Origin of the sequence: Photobacterium sp. 53610 (assembly GCF_036409375.1) — a bacterium.
Lineage (GTDB): Bacteria > Pseudomonadota > Gammaproteobacteria > Enterobacterales > Vibrionaceae > Photobacterium.
In genome coordinates, this window is sequence record NZ_JAXOFS010000009.1 from 22,639 (window position 1) to 43,588 (window position 20,950).

Consider the following 20,950-nt stretch of genomic DNA (forward strand, 5'->3'; position numbering starts at 1 on the left):
AATGTATCTGGCGCACTTTGGTTTCACACAACTGCCTTTTCGGCTGACGCCGGACACTGAATTGTTTTACGCGCTGCCGCCGCATCTGGAAGCAATCCGGATGACATTGTCGGCACTCGCGATGGGAGAAGGGTTTATCCAGATTGCCGGTGAGGTCGGGACGGGAAAAACACTGGTGTGCCGGATGCTGGTCCGGCAATTACCGCAACAGTACGAACTGGCATATCTGCCGACTCCTGCCATGAGTGGCCGGGAGCTGCGTGCGGCCCTGGCAAAAGAGCTCGGGCTTGAGCCGGAAGAGGATCATCTGACCCTGACCGAATCCCTCCACAGCGCACTGGTGGAGCGCAAGCGGGCCGGGCGTTCTGTGGTGGTATTGCTGGACGAAGCTCAGGCACTACCCGATGAGGCGCTGGAAGCCCTGCGATTATTGGGCAATCTGGAAACGGAACAAGAAAAATTGCTGCATGTCGTTTTACTGGGCCAGCCTGAACTGGATACCCGGCTGGCGACCCCGAAACTGCGTCAGTTTCATCAGAGGATTACTTTCCGTGCTGTCTTACGCCCGTTGGATCTGGCTGAGACGGCCTCTTATATCGATCACAGGCTCGGGAAAGCGGGTGCGGAACCGGGATTGATCCCGCTGACGAGGCAGAAAGAGATCTGGCTTGCCAGTGGCGGGATCCCGCGTTTGATCAATCAACTGTGTCATAAGGCGTTTATTATGGCCTGCAGTGCCGGACGGGATTCTGTGGGCAAAGCTGATGTGCGTGCGGCCATTGAGGATACCCGGGCCGCCCGGCAGCCGCGCTGGTCTTTTCCGGTTTTATGGGGATGGAACTGAGCATGAGTCAGGTAAATCAGATGCTCAACAGTTTGAGCCAGAACGGCGCGTCTCAGGGCGCACCTGAATTGAAAGCCGCCCGGATCAAACCATTGCCGAAATCCCGGTGGCCGCTCTGGTTATTTTCGGGACTCATGATTGCCGGCGTGGCTGGTGCAACGGGCTGGTGGTTTGGTCAGCAGGACCGTGAACCAGTCGTGATGCATACGGATGCGGGCGAAACGATGCCTGTTTCAGACACACTGTCATCCCCTGAGCAGGATGACGGGCATGAGAATCATCAAGTGACGCCAGTTGTTTCAGCAAAGCCTTCTCCGAAACCCGCGGAGGGGGTGGCTTTAAGCCAGCAAACTTCTGCTGAGCGTCCAACAGATCGCTCCGCTCAGAAAGACACGAAAACTCAGTTTCCCTCGGAACCGGTTGTCGGCAATTCTCCACAGCCGGATAAAGCGGTTGCTGAAATGAAAAGCCAGCAGCATATCCAGTCTGTTGTACCGGCAAAAACGCCAAGTCAGACACGGGCTCAGAATCAGGCCCAGCCGCGAAAATTGGCATCTGTTGCCCCTGTATCACCGAAACCAGCCGGAGTGACTGCGGATGATGCGGGCCCCGTGGCAGAAGAGAGCAAAGATGCCGAATTGTTGATTGAAAGCGTGGCTTTGCCGCCGAAGCAACTGGCTCAGGTGGATTACGACAAGGCGATGAAAGCGCTGAGCGAAGGTGACAGCCAGAAAGCGCTGGGATATCTCAAGTCGGTTCTGGACTATGAGCCGGACCGGGTGGAAGCCCGCCAGCAGTTGTCGGCGCTGTATTACGGCCGTGGGGATGTGCGCCGGGCGATGCTGACATTGCAGCAAGGGTTAGCGAAACAGCCGGAGCAGCAGACATTGCGCCTGACGATGGCGAAATTGCTGGCCAGTGAATCTCAGCCGGAAGTGGCGCTGGATGTGCTGAGCAAGCTGCCCCGAGAGCCCGAGAGTGAGTTTCTGGCCCTGCGGGGGGCGCTGGCACAGCAACTGAACAATCAGCCGCTGGCGCTGAGCAGCTATCAGCAACTTATCGAAACAGAACCTTTTGACGGCCGCTGGTGGCTGGGGTTGGGGATCGCGCTGGATCGCAGTGAGAAAACAGCCGACGCCGTGGCCGCATACAGCAAAGCCCTGAAACTGGGTCAGGTGTCCGGCGCTTCTCAGCAGTTTATCCGTCAGCGTCTCAGCACGCTGAAGGCACAGGAGGGGTGAACTGATGCAACTTCGGTTACGTAAACGTCTGGGCGATCTGCTGGTTGAGGAAGGGATTGTCAAACAGGAGCAGCTGGATCGGGCGTTGGATCAGCAGCAGAGCACCGGGCGTAAGCTCGGAGATACCCTGATCAGTATGGGCTTTCTGAGTGAGCAGCAGTTGCTGTCGTTTTTGTCCCGGCAGCTGGATATTCCCCTGATCGATCTGAACCGGGTATCGGTCGACAGCGAGGCTGTCGGTCTGCTGCCGGAAGTCCATGCCCGGCGTTTGCGGGCATTGGTGATCAGCCATAAGGTCGACACGGTGCGGGTGGCTATGAGTGATCCGGCGGATTTGGCGGCGCAGGAGGCGGTGCTGAATCAGCTCTATCAGTACCGGGTTGAGCTGGTGATCGCCCCGGAACGACAACTGATTTCTGCGTTTGACCGGTATTACCGCCGCACCAAGGAAATTGTCACTTTTGCCGAGCAGCTGAATGCTGAGCATCAGGACAACCGGGACTTCAGCTTTACGGTTGACAATTTCGACAACGAAGAAGTCACCGTCGTCAAACTGATCAACTCTCTGTTTGAAGATGCAATTCAGGTGGGCGCGTCGGATATTCATATCGAACCGGATGCCAGTGTGCTGCGGATTCGCCAGCGGATCGATGGGATACTTCACGAGACCCTGATCAATGAATCGGCGATCGTCTCGGCGCTGGTGTTGCGCCTGAAACTGATGAGCGGGCTGGATATTTCAGAAAAACGTCTGCCGCAGGACGGGCGTTTTCATGTCACAGTGCGCGGCCACTCGGTGGATGTGCGTGTCTCGACAATGCCGGTGCAGTATGGCGAGTCGGTGGTGATGCGTCTGCTTGATCAGTCGGCCGGGATCCTCAGCCTGGATGAAATCGGAATGCCGCCGGAGATTTTGTCTCGTTTTCGCCGTCAGCTGAAACGTCCCCATGGGATGATTCTGGTCACCGGGCCTACCGGATCCGGTAAAACCACCACTTTGTACGGTGCGCTCAGCGAGCTGAACAAACCGGGTAAAAAGCTGATCACCGCGGAAGATCCGGTGGAATACCGCCTGCCGCGGGTGAATCAGGTGCAGGTCAATCCCAAGATCGGTCTGACCTTTTCTTCGATCCTGCGAACTTTTCTGCGGCAGGATCCGGACATCATTCTGGTGGGGGAAATGCGGGATCAGGAAACCGTTGAAATTGGCCTGCGTTCCGCTCTGACCGGTCATCTGGTGTTATCGACCCTCCATACCAACGATGCGGTCGACAGTGCATTACGGATGATCGACATGCAAGCACCGGGGTATTTGGTGGCCAGTGCAGTCAGGGCTGTGCTCGCGCAGCGACTGGTCCGTCGGGTCTGCCAGGACTGTGCGGAAGATAGTGAACCGGATGCGGCGCAGCGGCAGTGGCTGAAAGCCCGTTTCCCAGAGTCAGCTGATCAGAATTTCCGGCAAGGCCGGGGCTGCCAGAGCTGTAATCTGACCGGATATAAAGGGCGAATCGGGGTGTTCGAACTGCTGGAAATGACACCGGTGATGATGGATGCCCTGCGGGCCAGTGATACTGTGACCTTTGCCCGGCTCGCACGAACAACAGAAGGTTATCAGCCCCTGATTGAGTCCGCGATGGCGCTGGCCAGGAATGGCAGGACCAGCCTGGAAGAAGTGCTGACGCTGAGCGAAGGGGACTATCTGGCCCCAGAGTTTGATACCTTGCTGGCGTCTGCCCTGGAGCATCATTGATGCCGACATTCGATTACCGGGGACGGAGCAGCCAGGGACAGTTGGAAAAAGGACAGCTGGAAGCTGCGACGGAAGAGGCAGCAGCGGAGCAGCTCATGCGGCAGGGGATCGTTCCGCTGGAAATTCGGCGCGGGCAAAGCCAGGGAAAACTGAATCTCGGTGAGTTGTTTCAGCGACAGGTTCCTCAGGAAGCGCTGGTGATCCTTTGCCGTCAGTTATATAGCCTGACCAAAGCCGGTGTGCCGTTGCTGCGGGCCATGAAGGGACTGGAACAAAGTACCAGTCATCCCTTATTACGTACCACGCTGGATGCAGTGACAGTCGAGCTGACCAATGGCCGGGCTCTGTCGCAGGCGATGAAATTGCATCCGAAAGTCTTTTCTGAGCTGTTTGTTTCCATGATCCACGTAGGGGAAAACACGGGGCGGCTGGAAGATGCCCTGTTACAGCTGGCGCAGTATTACGAGCAGGAACTGGAGACCCGGCGCCGGATCAAGTCGGCGATGCGTTACCCGGCGTTTGTGCTGACGGCAATTGTATTGGCGATGATCGTGCTCAATACCAAAGTGATTCCGCAATTTGCCGGCATGTTCAGTCGTTTTGGTGTCGAGCTGCCCTTGCCGACCCGGCTTCTGATTGGCACTTCAGATTTTCTGATGAATTACTGGCCCTTGCTGCTGGGTGCTGCGCTGATGAGCTGGATTGGCGTCAAAGCCTGGCGGCAGACCGCAGAAGGCAAAGAAAAATGGGATCGCTGGCGGCTGAAAGTCCCGGTCGTTGGCGACATAGTGAACCGGGCTCAGCTGTCCCGGTTTTCCCGGACTTTCGCATTAATGATCCGGGCTGGTGTCCCCCTGAATCAGGCGCTGCAGTTATCTGCCGAAGCACTGGAAAATCAGTATCTGGAAAATCGGCTGCTGGAGATGAAAAGCGGCATCGAAGGGGGAAGCAGTATTACGCAGACTGCCATGCAGATCGGTATTTTTACTCCATTAGTGCTGCAGATGATCGCTGTTGGTGAGGAAACGGGTCAGGTAGACGAACTGCTGCATGAAGTGTCGGATTTTTATGATCGCGAAGTTGATTACGATCTGAAAACCCTGACTGCCCGGATCGAACCATTCCTGCTGGCGGTCGTGGCCGGTATGGTGCTGATCCTGGCATTGGGCATCTTTTTACCGATGTGGAACTTACTGGATTTGGCCCGGGGCGGGCTTTAAGTCCCATCGTTTTCCGCAGAGGTTGTTCTGGCCATTCAGTAGTAACTTTCTTGTCATTATTTTGGCGGGAAATAGGTGCTAAGTTCACGGAAGTCATATGAAAAAACTGAATTATCCCCGTTATTTTTGCTGGTATTTTTTTAGGATAGTGAGAGAATGGTGATGTTTATTTTGACGTCAAATCGTCATGATTTTGCCAATGTATGAATGAGTGTCTGAACAGACAAATAGGTTTCACACTGATAGAGCTGATCATGGTGATCGTTATCGTCAGTATATTGTCTGTGGTTGCCATTCCCCGGTATATCCAGATCGCCAATGAGGCCAGAGTGGCGGCACTGCAAGGCGTCGCTGGCAACTTTTCTGCCGCCGTCATTTCTGCGCGGGTGCAGTGGGAAGCCGATGGAAGGCCCCGTGAACCGTTTCCGGATGGGTTCCTCAATCAGGTTCGTTATGACGGGACGTTGTTTAACCTGACGTCGTCCGACATCAACGGGCGGGCAGGATATCCATTTTCTTTATCCGGGCAGGGAAGTGACCAGTTGTCGGCCGTTTCTGCTCAGGATTGCCTGGATCTGATGGGGGGACTTTTGCAAAGCCCGCCGTCGGCCACGCTGGATGATAAAGCGGCAGTTTCAGGACAATATCAGTATTTCGTCAGAGCTGAGGTAGTCAGCGGTCACCGGCTTTGTCGTTATTACCAGCTGGCTTCGGCCAGTGATTTTTGGACCGGTATGAAATCAATAACCGTCGGCCATTCTTTTATTTACACGCCGGCGTTGGGCCGGATTGATATGAAGATAGAACACAATAATTAGGAGTCAGTAATGAAACGTCAAGGTGGTTTTACCCTGATTGAACTGGTAGTGGTGATCGTGATTCTCGGTATTCTGGCTGTCACTGCTGCACCACGTTTTTTAGATTTACAGGATGATGCGCGGAATTCGGCCTTGCAGGGGTTGAAGGGCGCGATGGATGGGGCTGCTGGAATTGTTTACGGTAAGGCTGCGATCCGCGGGAATGAGGCGTCCTCGACAGAGGTTGCTGTTGACGGCGTGCAAACCATTTTTGGTTATCCGACTGCAGCAACAGACGGTATCGGTGCCGCGTTTGAGTCAGCGGATTGGATTGTTGCGCCAGCCAGTGTGACTGGCGGGGCTGCGTTACCGACCGGAAAGATTGGTTATACGTTCTCTGGCCGAACGGCTGATGGCTGTTACGTACAATACACTCAGGCAACTTCGGGCGCCGTTGCGACAACACAAGTGGTGACTGGTGACGGTTGCACAATGAATTAAGATTTTCTGGCTGATGAGTATGAGCCAAATGCGTTGAGCTTGAGGGGCGGACTCCTGCCCCTTTTTTCTTTTTTACAGGGCGTCTCGGGTGACAGCATGGCGTGCCAATACCGCGCTGGCCGGCAATGCGGCTTTACGTTGATTGAGCTGATTCTGGTGATCATACTGCTGGGCATCCTCGGTATGACAGCCGCTTCACGCCTGATTGGCCGCAGCAGCTTCGATGCCTATCTGACCCGCGATCAGGCTGTCAGCCTGGCACGCCAGATCCAGCTCAGAGCCATGAGCAACAATACACCTCAGGGGACACAGGATCCTTGCCTGTCACTCATCGTGCAACCCGCTCGTTTTGGTCCCGCGACTTGTGCTGATACCACTTATTCCGGCCGTGCACTGACGACCCAGGAAGATGGCGTGACGGTTTCCGGGACAACTCAGGGCGAAATCCGTTTTGATCTGCTGGGTCGGCCATATCAGTCAGACAGCAGCGGCAATAAAATTCAGCTTTGCGCCAGCATTTGCAAAATCACTTTTACCTCCCGCAATGCGCAGTCTGCGTCGCTCTGTATCAACCGTGAGGGCTATATCCATGCCTGCTCGTAATACGGCCGGAAGGCAACACGGTTTTACGCTGATTGAAGGGATTTTGGCGATTGTGATCATGGCGATGGCGATGGTCATGCTGGTCAGCTTTTTATTCCCACAGACCGAACAATCGGCAGTTCCGCATTATCAGGCCCGGGCCGCAGCAATCGGGCAGGCCGCGATGAATGAAATTCTGGCACGAAAGTTCGACGAACAATCGGACCCGTTTAATGACAGCGTGATTCGTTGTGGAGAAGCCGGCTACACCTGCACCCCCCCGGATTTGCTGGGAGGAGATGTCAGCGAACTGATCAGCAACCTGCTCAATGTCGGTGCGGCCGATGATGTGGATGACTTTACCGGATGCTGGGGGACTTCCGCCCAGTGTGCGGGCAGCGGCCTGATCCGCCTCGGCAACCTGCAGGATCTGGTCAAGGTTTCCGTAGCGGATGAGAGTGATTACCGCAATATCTGGCTGGAGGTGCAGGTCGGTTATGAACGTGATGCTTTTGACGGCGCTGCGACAACAGTCACGGCTCAAAAACGCATTCGTGTGCTCGTGAAAACCACGCGATACGGAGACTATCTGTTCACTGCGTTCAGGAGTAATTACTGATGCGCCCGATGCGCGGATTTACGCTGATAGAGATGATCATGGCGATGGTGGTGCTGGCATTTATCACGCTGGGCATCGGGACCTATCTTCAGCTTGGCGCGCAGGGGTATACCGACACCATTCACCGTGAAAGGCTTCAGGCGGAAGCCCGTTTTGTGATTGAGCGGCTGACGCGTGAAATCCGTCACGCGGCCCCGAACAGCCTCAGTTTTAGTAATGGTTGCCTGTCTTTTTATCCGGTCAATCTGGTTGCTGCTTATCGCAGTGAGCCGGATATGTCTGGGCTGCACGTTCTGGTGCCGCCTGATGCGCAGCAGATTGCGTTGTGGAATCGGGAACTGAAAGACTACCGGGCGGCGGCAGGCTTTACCGGTGCAGGGGAATATCAGGCTGCGGATGACGACAGTATGGTGATCACCGGCACCAGCAAGCAACCGACACTTGCTGATCCCACAGCCACGCTCCAGCTTTCACAATGGCTGGGAGACCGTTCTCCCGGGAAGCGCCTGTATCTGTTTTCACGGCGGGTGGCTTTCTGTCAGGAAGGTGAGCGTCTGATCCGCCGGGTGAATCAGGGGGCGGGTGAGGAACTGACCGATAAGCTGAATCGTTTTGATGTGGCGCTATCCGGCAGTGGACTCAACAGCAACGGGCTGATCCATCTGGAGATGACATTTGCCGACCCGGTCAGCCGGGAGTCCTCGGAATACAGTCAGAGTGTACAGGTGATCAATGTCTTATAGCAGGCGGAACTCTCCCAGACGGCAACAGGGCAGCGCACTCGTGGTTGCGATTTTCGTGATTGTGGTGATGGCTGCCATTGCCGCGGCCATGTTGCGGGTTAGTGGTTCCAGCCAAGACATGACAACCCGTGAGGTCCTGTCGACTCGCGCCTGGCTGACAGCACACTCTGCGAATGAAGTGATCATGAACCGGCTGTTTCCTGTGGCGGGCAGCGGTTCGTCGCTGGCGGTTTGCGACAGCCTCAATCCGGCGACCGGAGCTCCTTATCGTTTTGCTCCGTCCGGGAATGGCGGGTGCGGTGCAACAGTGACGTGTGAGTCATCAACGAACGAGTCAGTGAATACTTACTATTTGGTCAGCGAGGCAAGCTGTGGCAGTGGTCCCCATATGGTTACCCGGACGCAGGTACTTTGGGCAAAGGATTTGGCACATGAATAATGGTTGGCAATGGATGATGTTTACCTTACTGCTGTTTTGTCAGCAGGCCTGGGCGTCGGCCGAGCAGTGTAATGATATCCGGACCGACAGCAGGTTTAATGTGGCTTATCAGATTCATAATGCCCAGTTGAAAGAAACCATTTATGCGACCAAGAAGAACGACACGCGGCCTTTGGCACTCTGGAGTAATGATGCGTCCATCTCGCCAATTATCTCAGATACAGAGATGGTGGCTGGCGGCGACTATTACATCTGGCTGGAATATGAGCAGCTTGGGAATAAGCAAGGACGGCTGACTTACTATCTGTATGAATCGGGGTCTGTCCCGGTCGTGTGGCGAGCGGTGACAACAGTCTTTGCCGATTTATCTCCAATCAAGAGTGTTCCGATCAAGGTGGACGGGGTTGCGGTTGAGGGCATGTCCTGCACCATTGATGATTCCGCGCCAGATTTACCGGTTTCCCCCGATGTGTGTGAACTTTTCCCCGGACCGGCGCAGACCTGGGTCGGAAATCAGAATCATTTGTTCACTTCCGATGCCGGCACGCAAATCACTCATACGGACAATCACAGCGTTGGTTTCAGTAATGCCATTATTGACACGGATTACCCAGCCCCATACTCGCCCGGGGATAATGTTAAAGCACTGTGTGACGGAGTGATTTGTGCCCTGAATGGCAAGATGGCCCAGAAACGAAATCTAGCCTGGACGACAACGGGCACTACTGAGGTGAGGGATAAAGTCGTCATCGGGAGTGAGCATGCGGTCCCCGGCACTTATTTTGCGTCTTCTTTGGGTTCTCCTTATTTCGGCCTGTCGGTTGAGCCGTTTGGCAATTTGACTTTTCCGGCCGGAGAATACTGGTTAGACAGTGCGGATGTCCGCGGCACCATGACCATTGATGGTGAGGTCGTATTGCATGTCTGGGACCGGTTCAGTGTCGCAGGGCAGGTGAATACAACCAGCCCGAGTGACAATCTGACCATCTATGCCTACAACAAAGGGCAAGACTGTCCGTTGCCGGGCCATCATCCGGATGGTCCGCCGGCAGTCAACATCAATTACTCCGTCGATATCAATTCCGCAGGTTTGTTCAACGGCAGGATTTATGCGCAGGGACCTGTCGCGTTGTCGAATCAGACGGGCTTAATCGGTGCGGTGACAGCCTGTCAGTTGCAGATGAGTAACAGTGCTCGGATTGTCGGGAACAGCCAGTGCTTTCAACCGCCGGAGACGAATTACCAGCTCATTGTCAGCCCGTCCCGGGCATTGAGTCTGATGTGTGAGCGTCAGCTGGTGGAATTTCAGGTGCTGGATAAAACCGGTGCGCTGGCAACAGGTTTTCAGGGCAGTATAGATGTGACTACAAACCTGACTGTCAGCGGGCAGGCTAGCTGGTATGAACAGGCCAGCGACGGTACAGGAAAAGATGTCAGCCAAAGCCAGCGCTTTGCTGTGGTGAACGGGATCACCCGGCTCTGGCTGAAAAGTGAAGTGATTGAAACCATTCAGGTGAGTGGCCGTCTGGTTTCGGATGGTTATCCGACAGCGAATGGTCAGTACAGTTTTGTTCCTTTCAGACTGCAGCTTCAGGATCAGGCCCTGAAAATGGTGGCCGGGAAGCCTGAGTCTGTTGCGGTGTCGGCCATGAGCTGCGATGCCAGCCAGAGCACACCGGAAGTCGCGAAAGATTACAGCGGCGATCGCCTGCTCAATTTGAGCACCGCTTACACCCTGCCGGACAACGGGACGAAGGCGATCGAACTGAAAGACAAGGCGGGGGACTGGCAGACATCTCGTGTAACGCTGACGTTTGCAGAAGGCGTGGCGAGTACTTTTCTTCGTTATCTTGATGCCGGGCAGGCACAATTGAAGCTGGTGGATCCGAACTGTACCAAATCCGGGGGATGCAGCATCCGTGGTGACGGACAGCCGCTGGATGATCTGGCACTCGGCGACTGGACGCAACTGGAAGGGACGCAGACCGTGTGGGCCCGCCCATATACTTTTGCACTGTGCGGGATTACCGCCAGCAACGGCAAGACGGATTTTTCCGGTACTGCCAGCAGCGGCCCCGGTTTTTCTGCGGCAGGGGAAAGTTTTTCCGCGACCCTGAAACCTGTGATCTGGACCGATGAAATGGTAGTCCCCGTACAGGATTTATCCGGAGATGGTCGCCATGATGTCGAAACAACAGTGTACGCCCGCGCTGACTGGTGTCGCGTGGCAACCACACCGAATTATTACTCTGTTGCATCTGTGAGTGCGCCGTTTGCGCTGTCAATTCCGGCCAAACCGGCTTCACCGGATGAGCCGGATGCTGCGGGAGGGATACTTGGCGGAACGCTGAGCGGGACGTTTACCGCAGCGCAGGCTGCTCAAGGTCTCACCCTCAGTCAGCTGAACTGGAGTGAAGTCGGCAGTGTGTGGCTTCAGGCGGATGCAGATTATCTGGGCATGACTGTGGATCAGGGCGTTGGGGAAATCGGACGCTTTTATCCGCATCATTTCGTGATCAAAGACAGCCTGGTCCTGGATGCCAACGGTGACAGCTTTACCTACATGGAACAGCCTTTCTCGGTTGAGGCCACGATAGAAGCACAGAACAAGCAAAGCGGAGCCACACAAAATTACGGCAACTTTGCCGGGCAGTATCAGGAAGCTGTGTTGCTGCGAGCCGTCAATGATGATGCTTCTGGATCGGCGGCGAACGAGCTGACGGAGAGATTATCGGAGCACACGGTCTATCAGAGCTGGTCAAAGGCATTCCAGGAGATTCGTGCAGACAGCATTACTTTTCTGCGTGTTGTCAGCAGTGTCAGTCCGAGAGTGACACTGCCAGACGGGCCTTATCCGGTTAGTCTGGGACTGGTTGTGCGAGACAGGACAGATTGCGGTTCGAATGGCTGTACCGATTTTCAGACAAAATCGCAGGAAATCCGGGTTCTGGATGGTGCCACGCCGGAGAGGGCTGCAGCACTGAGTGGGGACATTCATGCGCGTTATGGCCGGATGCGGCTCGAAGACAGCGTCGGCCGGGAAGGTGAAAACGTCAATATGCCGGTGATTCTGGAATACTGGGCGCAAGGTCAGTTTGTCACGAATGGGGATGATTCATTTTCTCGCTTTGACGGACAGCATGCTTTCCGGCAGGGCCTCACGAATCCAGAGAGTCCGGCAATCACGGTTTCTGGCGGAGAAAAGACGGTTGTCAGTGGATCCTCACAATCTGGTGATCTGTATGCCACCGGCACAGCTGTCAGGGAGCAAGTCCGCTTCTGGCAAAAACTGGTGTCAGATATCCCGGCACCGATAGCCGGCGAAAATGAAATCAAAGATTCTGCTGCTGGCACACAGGTTGGGGCTGTGCCTCAGCGCTGGCTGCTGTACGATTGGCGCGGCCTCGGGGATGAAAACCCGTCAGCGGTCGTGACTTTCGGACTTTATCGTGGCAATGATCGCATCATTTACCGCGGTGAAATGAATATCAATCAGGCCCTGAATGAATAGGGAAGTGTGGGCTTACATCGTTTCTAACCGCAGTTCGCTGCCGGAAAAGCAAACACAAAAGGCTGACAACTCCTAAAAATGAGGATCTGTGGCAGGTTTGACAAAGCTTATCTTGTCTCGCTACCGACCCCTTGATACATTTAGGCGCAATTTTTACGAATTTTGAGCTTGCAGGATTAGCCGAAAACTATGTTTAAAAAACTTCGTGGCATGTTTTCTAATGACCTGTCTATTGACCTGGGTACTGCCAATACCCTGATTTATGTCAAAGGACAGGGGATCGTTCTCGATGAACCATCAGTGGTCGCCATTCGCCAGGATCGCGCCGGAGCAACCAAGAGTGTCGCGGCCGTTGGCCACGAAGCCAAACAGATGCTTGGTCGTACGCCGGGCAATATCGCGGCAATTCGTCCGATGAAAGACGGAGTGATCGCCGACTTTTACGTCACAGAGAAGATGCTTCAGCACTTTATCAAGCAAGTTCACGACAATAGTGTTTTGCGTCCGAGTCCGCGTGTACTGGTCGCCGTTCCTTGCGGTTCAACGCAGGTTGAACGTCGTGCTATCCGTGAATCTGCACAGGGTGCGGGTGCCCGTGAAGTTTACCTGATCGACGAGCCGATGGCGGCAGCGATCGGTGCGGGCCTGCCTGTTTCTGAAGCGACAGGTTCGATGGTGATCGATATCGGTGGTGGTACGACTGAAGTTGCCGTGATCTCCTTGAACGGTGTGGTTTATTCGTCTTCTGTGCGTATCGGTGGTGACCGTTTCGACGAAGCGATTATCAACTATGTTCGCCGTAACTACGGCAGCCTGATCGGTGAAGCAACCGCTGAACGTATTAAGCACGAAATCGGTTCTGCATACCCGGGTGATGAAGTTCGTGAAATCGAAGTTCGCGGTCGTAATCTGGCTGAAGGTGTGCCACGCAGCTTCACCCTAAACTCGAATGAAATTCTGGAAGCATTGCAAGAGCCGCTGACCGGTATCGTATCTGCAGTCATGGTGGCCCTGGAGCAGTGTCCGCCAGAGCTGGCTTCTGACATCTCTGAGCGCGGTATGGTTCTGACCGGCGGTGGTGCACTGCTGCGTGATCTGGACCGTCTGCTGACGGAAGAAACCGGTATTCCTGTTGTTGTTGCTGAAGACCCGCTGACCTGTGTTGCTCGTGGGGGCGGTAAAGCGCTGGAAATGATCGATATGCATGGTGGCGATCTATTCAGCGAAGACTAATGTCTACCCCGGCAAATATCCAGACAGGTCATAGTGTTACATGAAACCTATCTTTGGCAGAGGTCCTTCTCTGCAATGGCGCCTGTTTCTTGCCTTGTTACTGTCGGTCGGCCTGATGTTTGCCGACCGTCGTCTTGATGCTTTCGCTCAGGTTCGTTATGTCCTGAACTCGGCGGTTGCGCCACTGCAATACGCTGCAAATCTTCCTCGCGAAATTCTGGACGGACTTTCCAGTCAGCTGAGCTCTCATCAGCGGTTACTGGCAGAAAACAAAGCGCTTAAGCGTGATTTACTGGTGCTGCAGAGCGATGTGCTTTTGCTGGACCAGCTGCAACAGGAAAACCAGCGACTCCGTGAACTGCTGGGTTCGCCTTTCGTGCGTGATGAACGCAAGATGGTGGCCGAAGTCATGGCCGTCGACTCCGATCCGTACAGTCATCAGGTGATGATCGATAAAGGCCATGTCGATGGTGTTTATGAAGGTCAGCCTGTGATTAACGACAAAGGGATTGTGGGTCAGGTGTCTTATGTCGGTGCTCATAACAGCCGGGTACTGTTGTTGATTGACCCGACGCACGCGATCCCGGTGCAGGTGGTGCGGAACGACATTCGTGTGATTGCTTCCGGCAGCGGTGAACAGGACCAGATTCAGCTGGAACATGTGCCAAGCAGCACCGATATTAAGGTCGGCGATTTGTTGGTGACTTCTGGTCTGGGCGGTCGTTATCCTGAAGGTTATCCGGTTGCACGGGTCACTGAGTTCTCGTTCGACAATAAACGGCCTTTTGCACAAATTAAAGCGATGCCGACCGTGCAGTTCGACCGATTGCGCTATCTGCTGCTGGTCTGGCCGACCGACAGAGAAAGACAAGTCATAACCAAAGGAGAATCGGTCGATGGCTAATACTCGAGCCAATGGCATTCTGCTGATTTGGCTGTCGTTTGTGGTTGCGCTGATTTTACAGGCAGCCCCGTGGCCGGGACAGTTTGAGGCCTTCCGGCCTTCCTGGGTGATGCTGGTGGCATTTTACTGGGTGCTGGCCCTGCCGCATCGGGTCAATGTGGGGACCGCGCTGGTGCTGGGGCTGATCTGGGATTTGCTGCTCGGCTCAACCCTGGGAATCCGCGGCATGATGATGTCCGTGGTGTGCTATATTGTCGCGCTGAATTTTCAGGTGATGCGTAACCTGTCATTGTGGCAACAGGCGATGATCGTGGCTTTGTTATCACTGGCGGGCAAACTGGTCGAATTCTGGGCGGAATATCTGATCGTCGAAATCGAATTCGATCCAAACCGGCTGTGGGCTGTGTTACTTAATTTCCTGCTCTGGCCGTGGCTGTTCCTGTTTTTGCGCCGTATTCGCCGTAAGTTTTCAATTCGTTAAGGGGCTTTCGCCCCTTTTTTGACAGTGCCGTTTGAGGCTGACCTGAAAGTGCCCTCAGGGTTCTGTCGTATTTCAAGGTAGAATCAAGATGACACAACTGTATCTGGCATCCGGCTCACCACGTCGTAAAGAATTACTGTCCCAACTCGGATATCCTTTCGAGATTCTTTCCCTGGATGTGGAAGAGTGCCATCAGGCCGGGGAAACACCGGCAGAATATGTGCAGCGCCTGTCACTGGATAAAGCGATGGCCGGTGTCCGTGCTACCGATGGAAATATCCCGGTCGTCGGCTCAGACACGATCGTGGTTGTTGATGAGCAGATTCTTGAAAAACCGAGGGATTTTGCGCACAGCTACGAGATGCTCATGTTATTATCCGGACGAAGTCATCAGGTCATGACAGCGGTGTCTGTCGCGACGCAGACACGCCAGGTCACCAGGCTTGTGGTGACTGAGGTCTGGTTCCGGCCACTGACCGAGCAGGATATCCGGGATTACTGGCAAAGCGGTGAACCCCGGGATAAAGCCGGCAGTTATGCCATTCAGGGGATTGGCGGGAAATTTATTCCCCGTATCGAAGGAAGCTACCATGCTGTAGTTGGCCTGCCGTTGGTGGAAACTGATGCGCTGATCCATGATTTTATAGCCCACTAAAATAAAGACAGAGGCATCCATGAGTACCGAGCTGCTGATCAATGTGACACCCAGTGAAACCCGTGTGGCCATGATCGAGGGGGGAAACCTCCAGGAAATCCATATTGAGCGTGAATCGAAGCGTGGCATTGTCGGTAATATTTACAAAGGCAAGGTCAGTCGGGTTCTGCCGGGCATGCAGGCCGCTTTTGTGGATATCGGTCTGGATAAAGCCGCGTTTTTACATGCATCTGATATTGTGCCGCATACTGAGTGTGTCGCGGAAAATGAAAAACAGCAGTTTCAGGTGCGGGATATTTCAGAGCTGGTCCGTCAGGGGCAGGATCTGGTGGTGCAGGTAGTGAAAGATCCGCTGGGGACTAAAGGTGCCCGGCTGACCACAGATGTCACTCTGCCGTCACGCTATCTGGTGTTTATGCCGGGAGCCAGCCATGTCGGTGTCTCACAGCGAATTGAAAGTGAAACTGAACGTGAGCGGCTCAAAGCGCTGGTCATGCCGCATTGTGACGAGTTGGGCGGATTTATCATCCGGACTGCGGCAGAGGGTGCGACGACTGAAGAAATGGCTCAGGATGCGGCATTCCTGAAACATTTGTGGCGAAAAGTACTGGAACGTCGCAGAAAGTATAAAAGTAAGTCCATGCTGTACGGCGAACTGGGATTAGCCCAGCGTATATTGCGGGATTTTGTCGGGACGGAGCTGGACTCCATTTATGTCGATTCCCGCCTCGCTTTTGAAAATTTGATGGAATTTACCGACGAGTTCGTGCCAGAAATCAGCAGTAAGCTGGTGCATTACACTGGCGAGCAGCCCATTTTTGATTTGTACGATACCGAGAATGAAATTCAGCGCGCACTGGATCGTAAGGTTGAGCTGAAATCAGGCGGATATCTGATCATTGATCAGACGGAAGCCATGACCACGATCGATATTAATACCGGTGCATTTGTTGGTCGCCGTAATCTGGAAGAAACGATCTTCAACACCAACATCGAGGCGACCAAAGCCATTGCCCGTCAGCTGCGTTTGCGAAATTTAGGGGGCATTATCATTATCGATTTCATCGATATGGCCTCGGAAGAACATCGCCGCCGGGTACTGACTGCGCTGGAGCACGCCCTGTCTTACGACAGAGTGAAAACCAATATCAACGGCTTCACGCAATTGGGGCTGGTTGAAATGACCCGGAAGCGTACCCGGGAAAGTATTGAACATGTACTGTGCGGGACTTGTCCAACTTGTGAAGGTCGCGGCACGGTGAAAACGGTCGACAGTGTCTGCTATGAGATCCTGCGTGAAATTACCCGGGTAAACCGGGCGTATGATGCCGACCGTTTTGTGGTTTATGTCTCGCCTGCTGTGGCCGAAACCCTGGCCGGAGAGGAATACCATGCGCTGGCCGAACTGGAAGTCTTTATCGGCAAACAGGTCGAAGTGAAAATTGAGCCTTTGTATAACCAAGAACAATTTGATGTTGTCATGATGTAACCCCTGATTCGAGAGTGGAAATGCTGTGCTGATAAAATTGACCCGCGTCCTGAAGTGGACGTTGCTGACACTGCTGGTCATCGGCGCGGTGCTGATTACATCTCTGCGTCTGCTGCTGCCTCAGCTGAACAATTACCGTGCGCCGATCACTGCCTGGCTTTCTGAGGAAACCAGCCTGCAGATCGGGGTCGCACAGGTGGAAGGGCGCTGGCATAACCTCGGTCCGGTCATGGCATTGCATGGTGTTCGTCTGGGCCAGAACAGCCACGACATGATCCAGGCCCGGGAAATCGATCTGGAACTCGACCTGTGGCAATCCCTCCTCAATCTGAAACCTGTGTTCCGGGACGTGCAAATCTACGGCCTGTCTCTGGATTTCACACAATTACCTGCCAGTAACGACGCCACGGACAGTGCCAGACAACTGGATCTGGCCCGGATTGAACAGGTGCTGTTCGTACAGCTGGGGACATTTTCACTCCGTGATGCAACGCTGGTGGTGACCTCCCCGGCAGGCCATCGTCAACCCGTGACGCTGAAAGAGCTAAAGTGGGACCGGCGGGGCGGGATGCATCTGGCTGAAGGTGTCGTCAGTATTCCGGGGACGGACCTGAATCAGCTGAATGTCGTTGCAAACCTGTCTGCAAAAAATGGCCTGCCCAGTTTGTCCGGTACCGTTTATATCCGGACCCGAAACCTTTCTTTCACCCCCTGGCTCAATCAGGCCATTCTGGGGGGGGAGAAGATCACGGACAGCCAGATCAATACTGAAGTCTGGCTGACGCTGGAGAATGGCCGGCTGAGTCACAGTAAGGTTCGCTTCCAGGACTCTTTTGTCCGCTGGCAGGAAAAAGGCGTGAAGCACGAACTGGCTCTGCTGCGCGGCATGCTGTCCCTTTCACCGGTCACACAAAATGGTGCGCCGGGATGGCGGCTGGACAGCCATAAGCTGGTGCTGGCAACGGATGAGAAGGCCTGGCCGCGTCTGGATTTTGCTGCCCAATGGCTGGCTGCGAACGGGCATGGGCAGGCATTGGCTGCGGACTTGCCGTTGACGGACACCATTCGTCAGGGAAGCTGGCAACTGGCGGTCAGCAACATTGAGCTGGCGCGGCTGCACCCGCTGAGTACTTTATTACCCGATGAAAATGCGGCCCGTCAGGCTATTCAGACACTTCAGCCTGCAGGTTTGTTGAAAGATCTGCGCTTTGCCGGACAGGGACTGGCTGTCCCGCGTTTTTCCCTGACGCTGGACAGTGTCTCCAACAAGCAATGGATGTACCTGCCGGCTTTTCAAAACCTGAATGCGACTGTGGCGGGTGATGCGTATCAGGGACAAATCATGCTGGATGTCGCTCAGCAAACGCTGGATTACGATAAAGTATTCCAGGCGCCGATGAAGATCGATCAGGCGGATGTGCGGGCTTTCTGGCAGCAGGATGAACAGGGCTGGCGGATCTGGAGCGACGCACTCTCGGTCAGTACCCCGCACCTGAAGGCCAGCGGGCAGTTCAGACTGGATTTTCCGGCCAATGCTCCTTCCTGGCTGTCATTTTACGGGGAAACAGAACTGAAAGATGCCGGGGCTGCCTGGCGTTATCTGCCCAGACCAGCTCTGGGTCAGCAACTGACGGATTATCTGTCTGCGGCGATCCGCGGCGGTCAGTCTGAGCATGCTCAGTTATTGTGGTACGGCGATCTGTCGGCTTTTCCTTACGCACATCATGACGGTAATTTTGAGGTTCATGTACCGCTTCAGGCGGGGCGGTTCAGTTTTGACACGGCCTGGCCGGAACTGACGGATTTGGATCTGGATCTGGTGTTTCGCAATGATCGGATGCTGATCGATGCGCGTCATGCCAAAACCAAAGGCGCAATTGCACAGCGGGTGACCGGGGATGCCTGGCTTCACCCCGATGGTCATCTCAAGCTGGATATGGAAGTGGGCGCACAGGGAGAGCTGGTGCGCGACTATATGATGGCGACCCCGCTGGTTGACTCCGTCGGCGCTGCATTGACAGCTGTGCAGGTCGAAGGCCCGGTCAATGCCCGGTTGTTGCTGGATATTCCGTTCAGCGGTGAGCTGGTGCACGCGAAAGGGGAAGCGATACTGGATAATAACGACGTGACGATTGAGAGTCTGGCGTTACCGCTGTCGCAGGTCAAAGGAAAAATTGAGTTCAGCGACGATCAGATCACAGCTCAGAACATGACGGCTTACTGGCTGGGTCAGCCGCTGACGGTGAGTTTTGATGGTGCCAGCGCGGCATCGGGGTATCAGGTCAGTGTCGACCTGGATGGCGTGTGGCAGATCCCGTCTCTGCAACAACGGTTACAGGATCCTTTGCTCGCCCAAATGACGGGCAACAGCCGGTGGCACGGCAACGTGGGTGTGGTGCTGCACGATACCGGGCTGGATTATCAGGTTTCGATACAGGCGCCTCTGAAAGGGATCCGCAGTCAGCTGCCGTATCCGCTCACACTGGTGCCCGGTAATTCGGGCAAAGCTTTGCTGACCGCTGCGGGCAATACCTCACGACTGGAAGCCAGCCTGACGGTCCCGGATGCACAATATAAAGCCGAGATCCTTCTGTCACCGACGCCGAAAATCGTGCGCAGCGGACTGAGTATTGGATTGTCTGAACGTCGCAGCTTGCCGAAGAAAGGCCATGACATCCGGATTCAGGCTAACCGTGTGGATGCGGATGCATGGGAAGCTCTGGTTCAGGCTATCATGGCCAAAAAGCAACATCAGTCCGGACCTGCGCTGATCGAACTGCCTTTACCGACCCGGGTGAATGCCCGTATTCAGCAACTGAAACTGGCGGGGCTGAACTGGCACGATCTGGAACTGGCGGTGCGTAAACAGCCGTCCCAGTGGCATGCGGTGTTAGGCAGCCGGGAAGTGAGTGGTGAACTGTTCTGGCCGGATACACAGCCGCTGAAGATTAACCTTGAGCAGTTCCATCTGAATCTGCCGGAAGGAAAAAAACCGTTGGAGCCAATTGCTTCCAAACGCAAGTATGTGCCGCAAGTCAGTATCCCGCCGGTCACTGACTTTGACCGCAGTATGATGACTTATCTGCCGGAAATGGATGTGAAGGTGAAAGATCTGTGGTTGCAGGGCTATCGCCTGGGGGCGCTGAGTGGGCGTCTGCGCCGCGAGGATCAGACGCTGATTCTGGAGGAGCTGCAGCTGGATTCGGGGACCACATCGCTGAGTCTGGATGGCCACTGGACCATGAGTCAGTATCAGAATGAAACCCAGATTGCTTTTGATATTTCCGGTGAAGACAGTTCTGAACTGATGGGACGTTTAGGCGTTTCCGGCGGTATTCAGGATGCCAGCTTTAAGAGTTATGCCTCTATTCAGTGGCAGGGTGCGCCCTGGTCCATGCACCGTGAAACCCTGACCGGTGAACTCAAAACAGAAACCGGGAAAGGGGTGATCCGGGATGTGGGTGGTGCCGGGCGGATTCTGGGGCTGTTCAGTCTGGACTCGATTATCCGCAAGATGCAGCTCGATTTCACCGGCGTGTTTGATGATGGCATGGCTTTTGACTACATCAAAGGCTCCGGGCGAATTGAAAATGGCCTTTTCCGCACCGATGATGTTGAAATGAAGGCACTGGCCGGGGATATGTATATTCAGGGAAGTGCTAATCTGGTAGATGAAACGGTGAATGCGCGGGTGAAATTTATTCCGGATCTGACTTCAGGGATTCCGGTGCTGACGGCATTTGCCGTGGCACCTCAGACGGCGATTGTCGTGTTTGCGATTTCGACGGCACTGTCGCCGGTTGTGGACGTCTTTACCCAGATTAACTATGTGGTGAGCGGACCGATTGAGTCACCGACCGTGACCGAGCAGTCCCGTTTTACCGGGGAATTCAAGGTTCCGGAATCGCTGAAACAACAGGCGACCCCTTAAACCGACTGCG

Annotated in this window: 17 protein-coding genes; all 17 read left to right on the forward strand. The window is 54.7% G+C overall.

All coding sequences use genetic code 11. The features are described 5' to 3' along the window. Position 1: 1 nt before the first annotated feature. Positions 2-844, forward strand: a complete 843-nt coding sequence (locus SPK40_RS17930) for an ExeA family protein (RefSeq protein WP_330961422.1) — start codon at positions 2-4, stop codon at positions 842-844. Between the two features lie 2 nt (positions 845-846). After that, positions 847-2,085: a tetratricopeptide repeat protein gene (locus SPK40_RS17935; RefSeq protein ID WP_330961423.1), complete on the forward strand. Its 1,239-nt coding sequence runs from the start codon at positions 847-849 to the stop codon at positions 2,083-2,085. 4 nt (positions 2,086-2,089) lie between these two features. Further along, a complete protein-coding gene (locus tag SPK40_RS17940) occupies positions 2,090-3,835 on the forward strand; it encodes a GspE/PulE family protein (protein ID WP_330961424.1) in 1,746 nt (581 codons plus the stop codon). Further along, positions 3,835-5,055, forward strand: a complete 1,221-nt coding sequence (locus SPK40_RS17945) for a type II secretion system F family protein (protein ID WP_330961425.1) — start codon at positions 3,835-3,837, stop codon at positions 5,053-5,055. Before SPK40_RS17940 ends, SPK40_RS17945 begins: the two co-directional genes overlap by 1 nt. Positions 5,056-5,258: 203 nt before the next feature. Further along, positions 5,259-5,873, forward strand: a complete 615-nt coding sequence (locus SPK40_RS17950; protein WP_330961426.1) for a type II secretion system protein — start codon at positions 5,259-5,261, stop codon at positions 5,871-5,873. A gap of 9 nt (positions 5,874-5,882) precedes the next feature. Then, the gene (locus SPK40_RS17955) at positions 5,883-6,353 is read left to right on the forward strand and encodes a type II secretion system protein (protein WP_248143867.1); all 471 of its coding nucleotides are present in this window, start codon (positions 5,883-5,885) and stop codon (positions 6,351-6,353) included. A gap of 96 nt (positions 6,354-6,449) precedes the next feature. Beyond that, positions 6,450-6,956 carry a prepilin-type N-terminal cleavage/methylation domain-containing protein gene (locus SPK40_RS17960; RefSeq protein WP_330961427.1) on the forward strand — a complete coding sequence of 169 codons (507 nt, stop codon included), beginning with the start codon at positions 6,450-6,452 and terminating at the stop codon, positions 6,954-6,956. Beyond that, entirely contained in the window at positions 6,943-7,554 is a 612-nt protein-coding gene (locus SPK40_RS17965; RefSeq protein ID WP_330961428.1) for a type IV pilus modification PilV family protein, read from the forward strand. Before SPK40_RS17960 ends, SPK40_RS17965 begins: the two co-directional genes overlap by 14 nt. Continuing rightward, on the forward strand, positions 7,554-8,297 hold the full coding sequence (locus tag SPK40_RS17970; RefSeq protein ID WP_330961429.1) for a PilW family protein: 744 nt from the start codon (positions 7,554-7,556) through the stop codon (positions 8,295-8,297). The genes SPK40_RS17965 and SPK40_RS17970 overlap by 1 nt, the downstream gene beginning before the upstream one ends. Next, on the forward strand, positions 8,287-8,736 hold the full coding sequence (locus tag SPK40_RS17975) for an MSHA biogenesis protein MshP (protein ID WP_330961430.1): 450 nt from the start codon (positions 8,287-8,289) through the stop codon (positions 8,734-8,736). Before SPK40_RS17970 ends, SPK40_RS17975 begins: the two co-directional genes overlap by 11 nt. After that, positions 8,729-12,247 carry a DUF6701 domain-containing protein gene (locus SPK40_RS17980; RefSeq protein ID WP_330961431.1) on the forward strand — a complete coding sequence of 1,173 codons (3,519 nt, stop codon included), beginning with the start codon at positions 8,729-8,731 and terminating at the stop codon, positions 12,245-12,247. The genes SPK40_RS17975 and SPK40_RS17980 overlap by 8 nt, the downstream gene beginning before the upstream one ends. A gap of 189 nt (positions 12,248-12,436) precedes the next feature. After that, positions 12,437-13,480 carry a rod shape-determining protein MreB gene (gene mreB, locus SPK40_RS17985; RefSeq protein ID WP_036749742.1) on the forward strand — a complete coding sequence of 348 codons (1,044 nt, stop codon included), beginning with the start codon at positions 12,437-12,439 and terminating at the stop codon, positions 13,478-13,480. Positions 13,481-13,520: 40 nt separating this feature from the next. Beyond that, on the forward strand, positions 13,521-14,384 hold the full coding sequence (gene mreC, locus SPK40_RS17990; protein WP_248143873.1) for a rod shape-determining protein MreC: 864 nt from the start codon (positions 13,521-13,523) through the stop codon (positions 14,382-14,384). After that, complete coding sequence (gene mreD, locus SPK40_RS17995) at positions 14,377-14,865, forward strand: rod shape-determining protein MreD (protein WP_248143874.1); 489 nt, start codon at positions 14,377-14,379, stop codon at positions 14,863-14,865. The genes mreC and mreD overlap by 8 nt, the downstream gene beginning before the upstream one ends. 88 nt (positions 14,866-14,953) lie before the next feature. After that, positions 14,954-15,520, forward strand: coding sequence for a Maf family protein (locus SPK40_RS18000; RefSeq protein ID WP_330961432.1), 567 nt, complete (start codon positions 14,954-14,956; stop codon positions 15,518-15,520). 19 nt (positions 15,521-15,539) lie between these two features. Beyond that, positions 15,540-17,009, forward strand: coding sequence for a ribonuclease G (gene rng, locus SPK40_RS18005; protein WP_248143876.1), 1,470 nt, complete (start codon positions 15,540-15,542; stop codon positions 17,007-17,009). Between the two features lie 25 nt (positions 17,010-17,034). Further along, positions 17,035-20,940: a YhdP family protein gene (locus SPK40_RS18010; RefSeq protein ID WP_330961433.1), complete on the forward strand. Its 3,906-nt coding sequence runs from the start codon at positions 17,035-17,037 to the stop codon at positions 20,938-20,940. Positions 20,941-20,950: the final 10 nt, after the last annotated feature.

Excerpts from the sequence above, each read along its gene's own strand:
- SPK40_RS17930 (WP_330961422.1), top strand. The coding sequence starts at position 2 with ATGTATCTGGCGCACTTTGGTTTCACACAACTGCCTTTTCGGCTGACG.
- SPK40_RS17935 (WP_330961423.1), top strand. The coding sequence starts at position 847 with ATGAGTCAGGTAAATCAGATGCTCAACAGTTTGAGCCAGAACGGCGCG.
- SPK40_RS17940 (WP_330961424.1), top strand. The coding sequence starts at position 2,090 with ATGCAACTTCGGTTACGTAAACGTCTGGGCGATCTGCTGGTTGAGGAA.
- SPK40_RS17945 (WP_330961425.1), top strand. The coding sequence starts at position 3,835 with ATGCCGACATTCGATTACCGGGGACGGAGCAGCCAGGGACAGTTGGAA.
- SPK40_RS17950 (WP_330961426.1), top strand. The coding sequence starts at position 5,259 with ATGAATGAGTGTCTGAACAGACAAATAGGTTTCACACTGATAGAGCTG.
- SPK40_RS17955 (WP_248143867.1), top strand. The coding sequence starts at position 5,883 with ATGAAACGTCAAGGTGGTTTTACCCTGATTGAACTGGTAGTGGTGATC.
- SPK40_RS17960 (WP_330961427.1), top strand. The coding sequence starts at position 6,450 with ATGGCGTGCCAATACCGCGCTGGCCGGCAATGCGGCTTTACGTTGATT.
- SPK40_RS17965 (WP_330961428.1), top strand. The coding sequence starts at position 6,943 with ATGCCTGCTCGTAATACGGCCGGAAGGCAACACGGTTTTACGCTGATT.
- SPK40_RS17970 (WP_330961429.1), top strand. The coding sequence starts at position 7,554 with ATGCGCCCGATGCGCGGATTTACGCTGATAGAGATGATCATGGCGATG.
- SPK40_RS17975 (WP_330961430.1), top strand. The coding sequence starts at position 8,287 with ATGTCTTATAGCAGGCGGAACTCTCCCAGACGGCAACAGGGCAGCGCA.
- SPK40_RS17980 (WP_330961431.1), top strand. The coding sequence starts at position 8,729 with ATGAATAATGGTTGGCAATGGATGATGTTTACCTTACTGCTGTTTTGT.
- mreB (WP_036749742.1), top strand. The coding sequence starts at position 12,437 with ATGTTTAAAAAACTTCGTGGCATGTTTTCTAATGACCTGTCTATTGAC.
- mreC (WP_248143873.1), top strand. The coding sequence starts at position 13,521 with ATGAAACCTATCTTTGGCAGAGGTCCTTCTCTGCAATGGCGCCTGTTT.
- mreD (WP_248143874.1), top strand. The coding sequence starts at position 14,377 with ATGGCTAATACTCGAGCCAATGGCATTCTGCTGATTTGGCTGTCGTTT.
- SPK40_RS18000 (WP_330961432.1), top strand. The coding sequence starts at position 14,954 with ATGACACAACTGTATCTGGCATCCGGCTCACCACGTCGTAAAGAATTA.
- rng (WP_248143876.1), top strand. The coding sequence starts at position 15,540 with ATGAGTACCGAGCTGCTGATCAATGTGACACCCAGTGAAACCCGTGTG.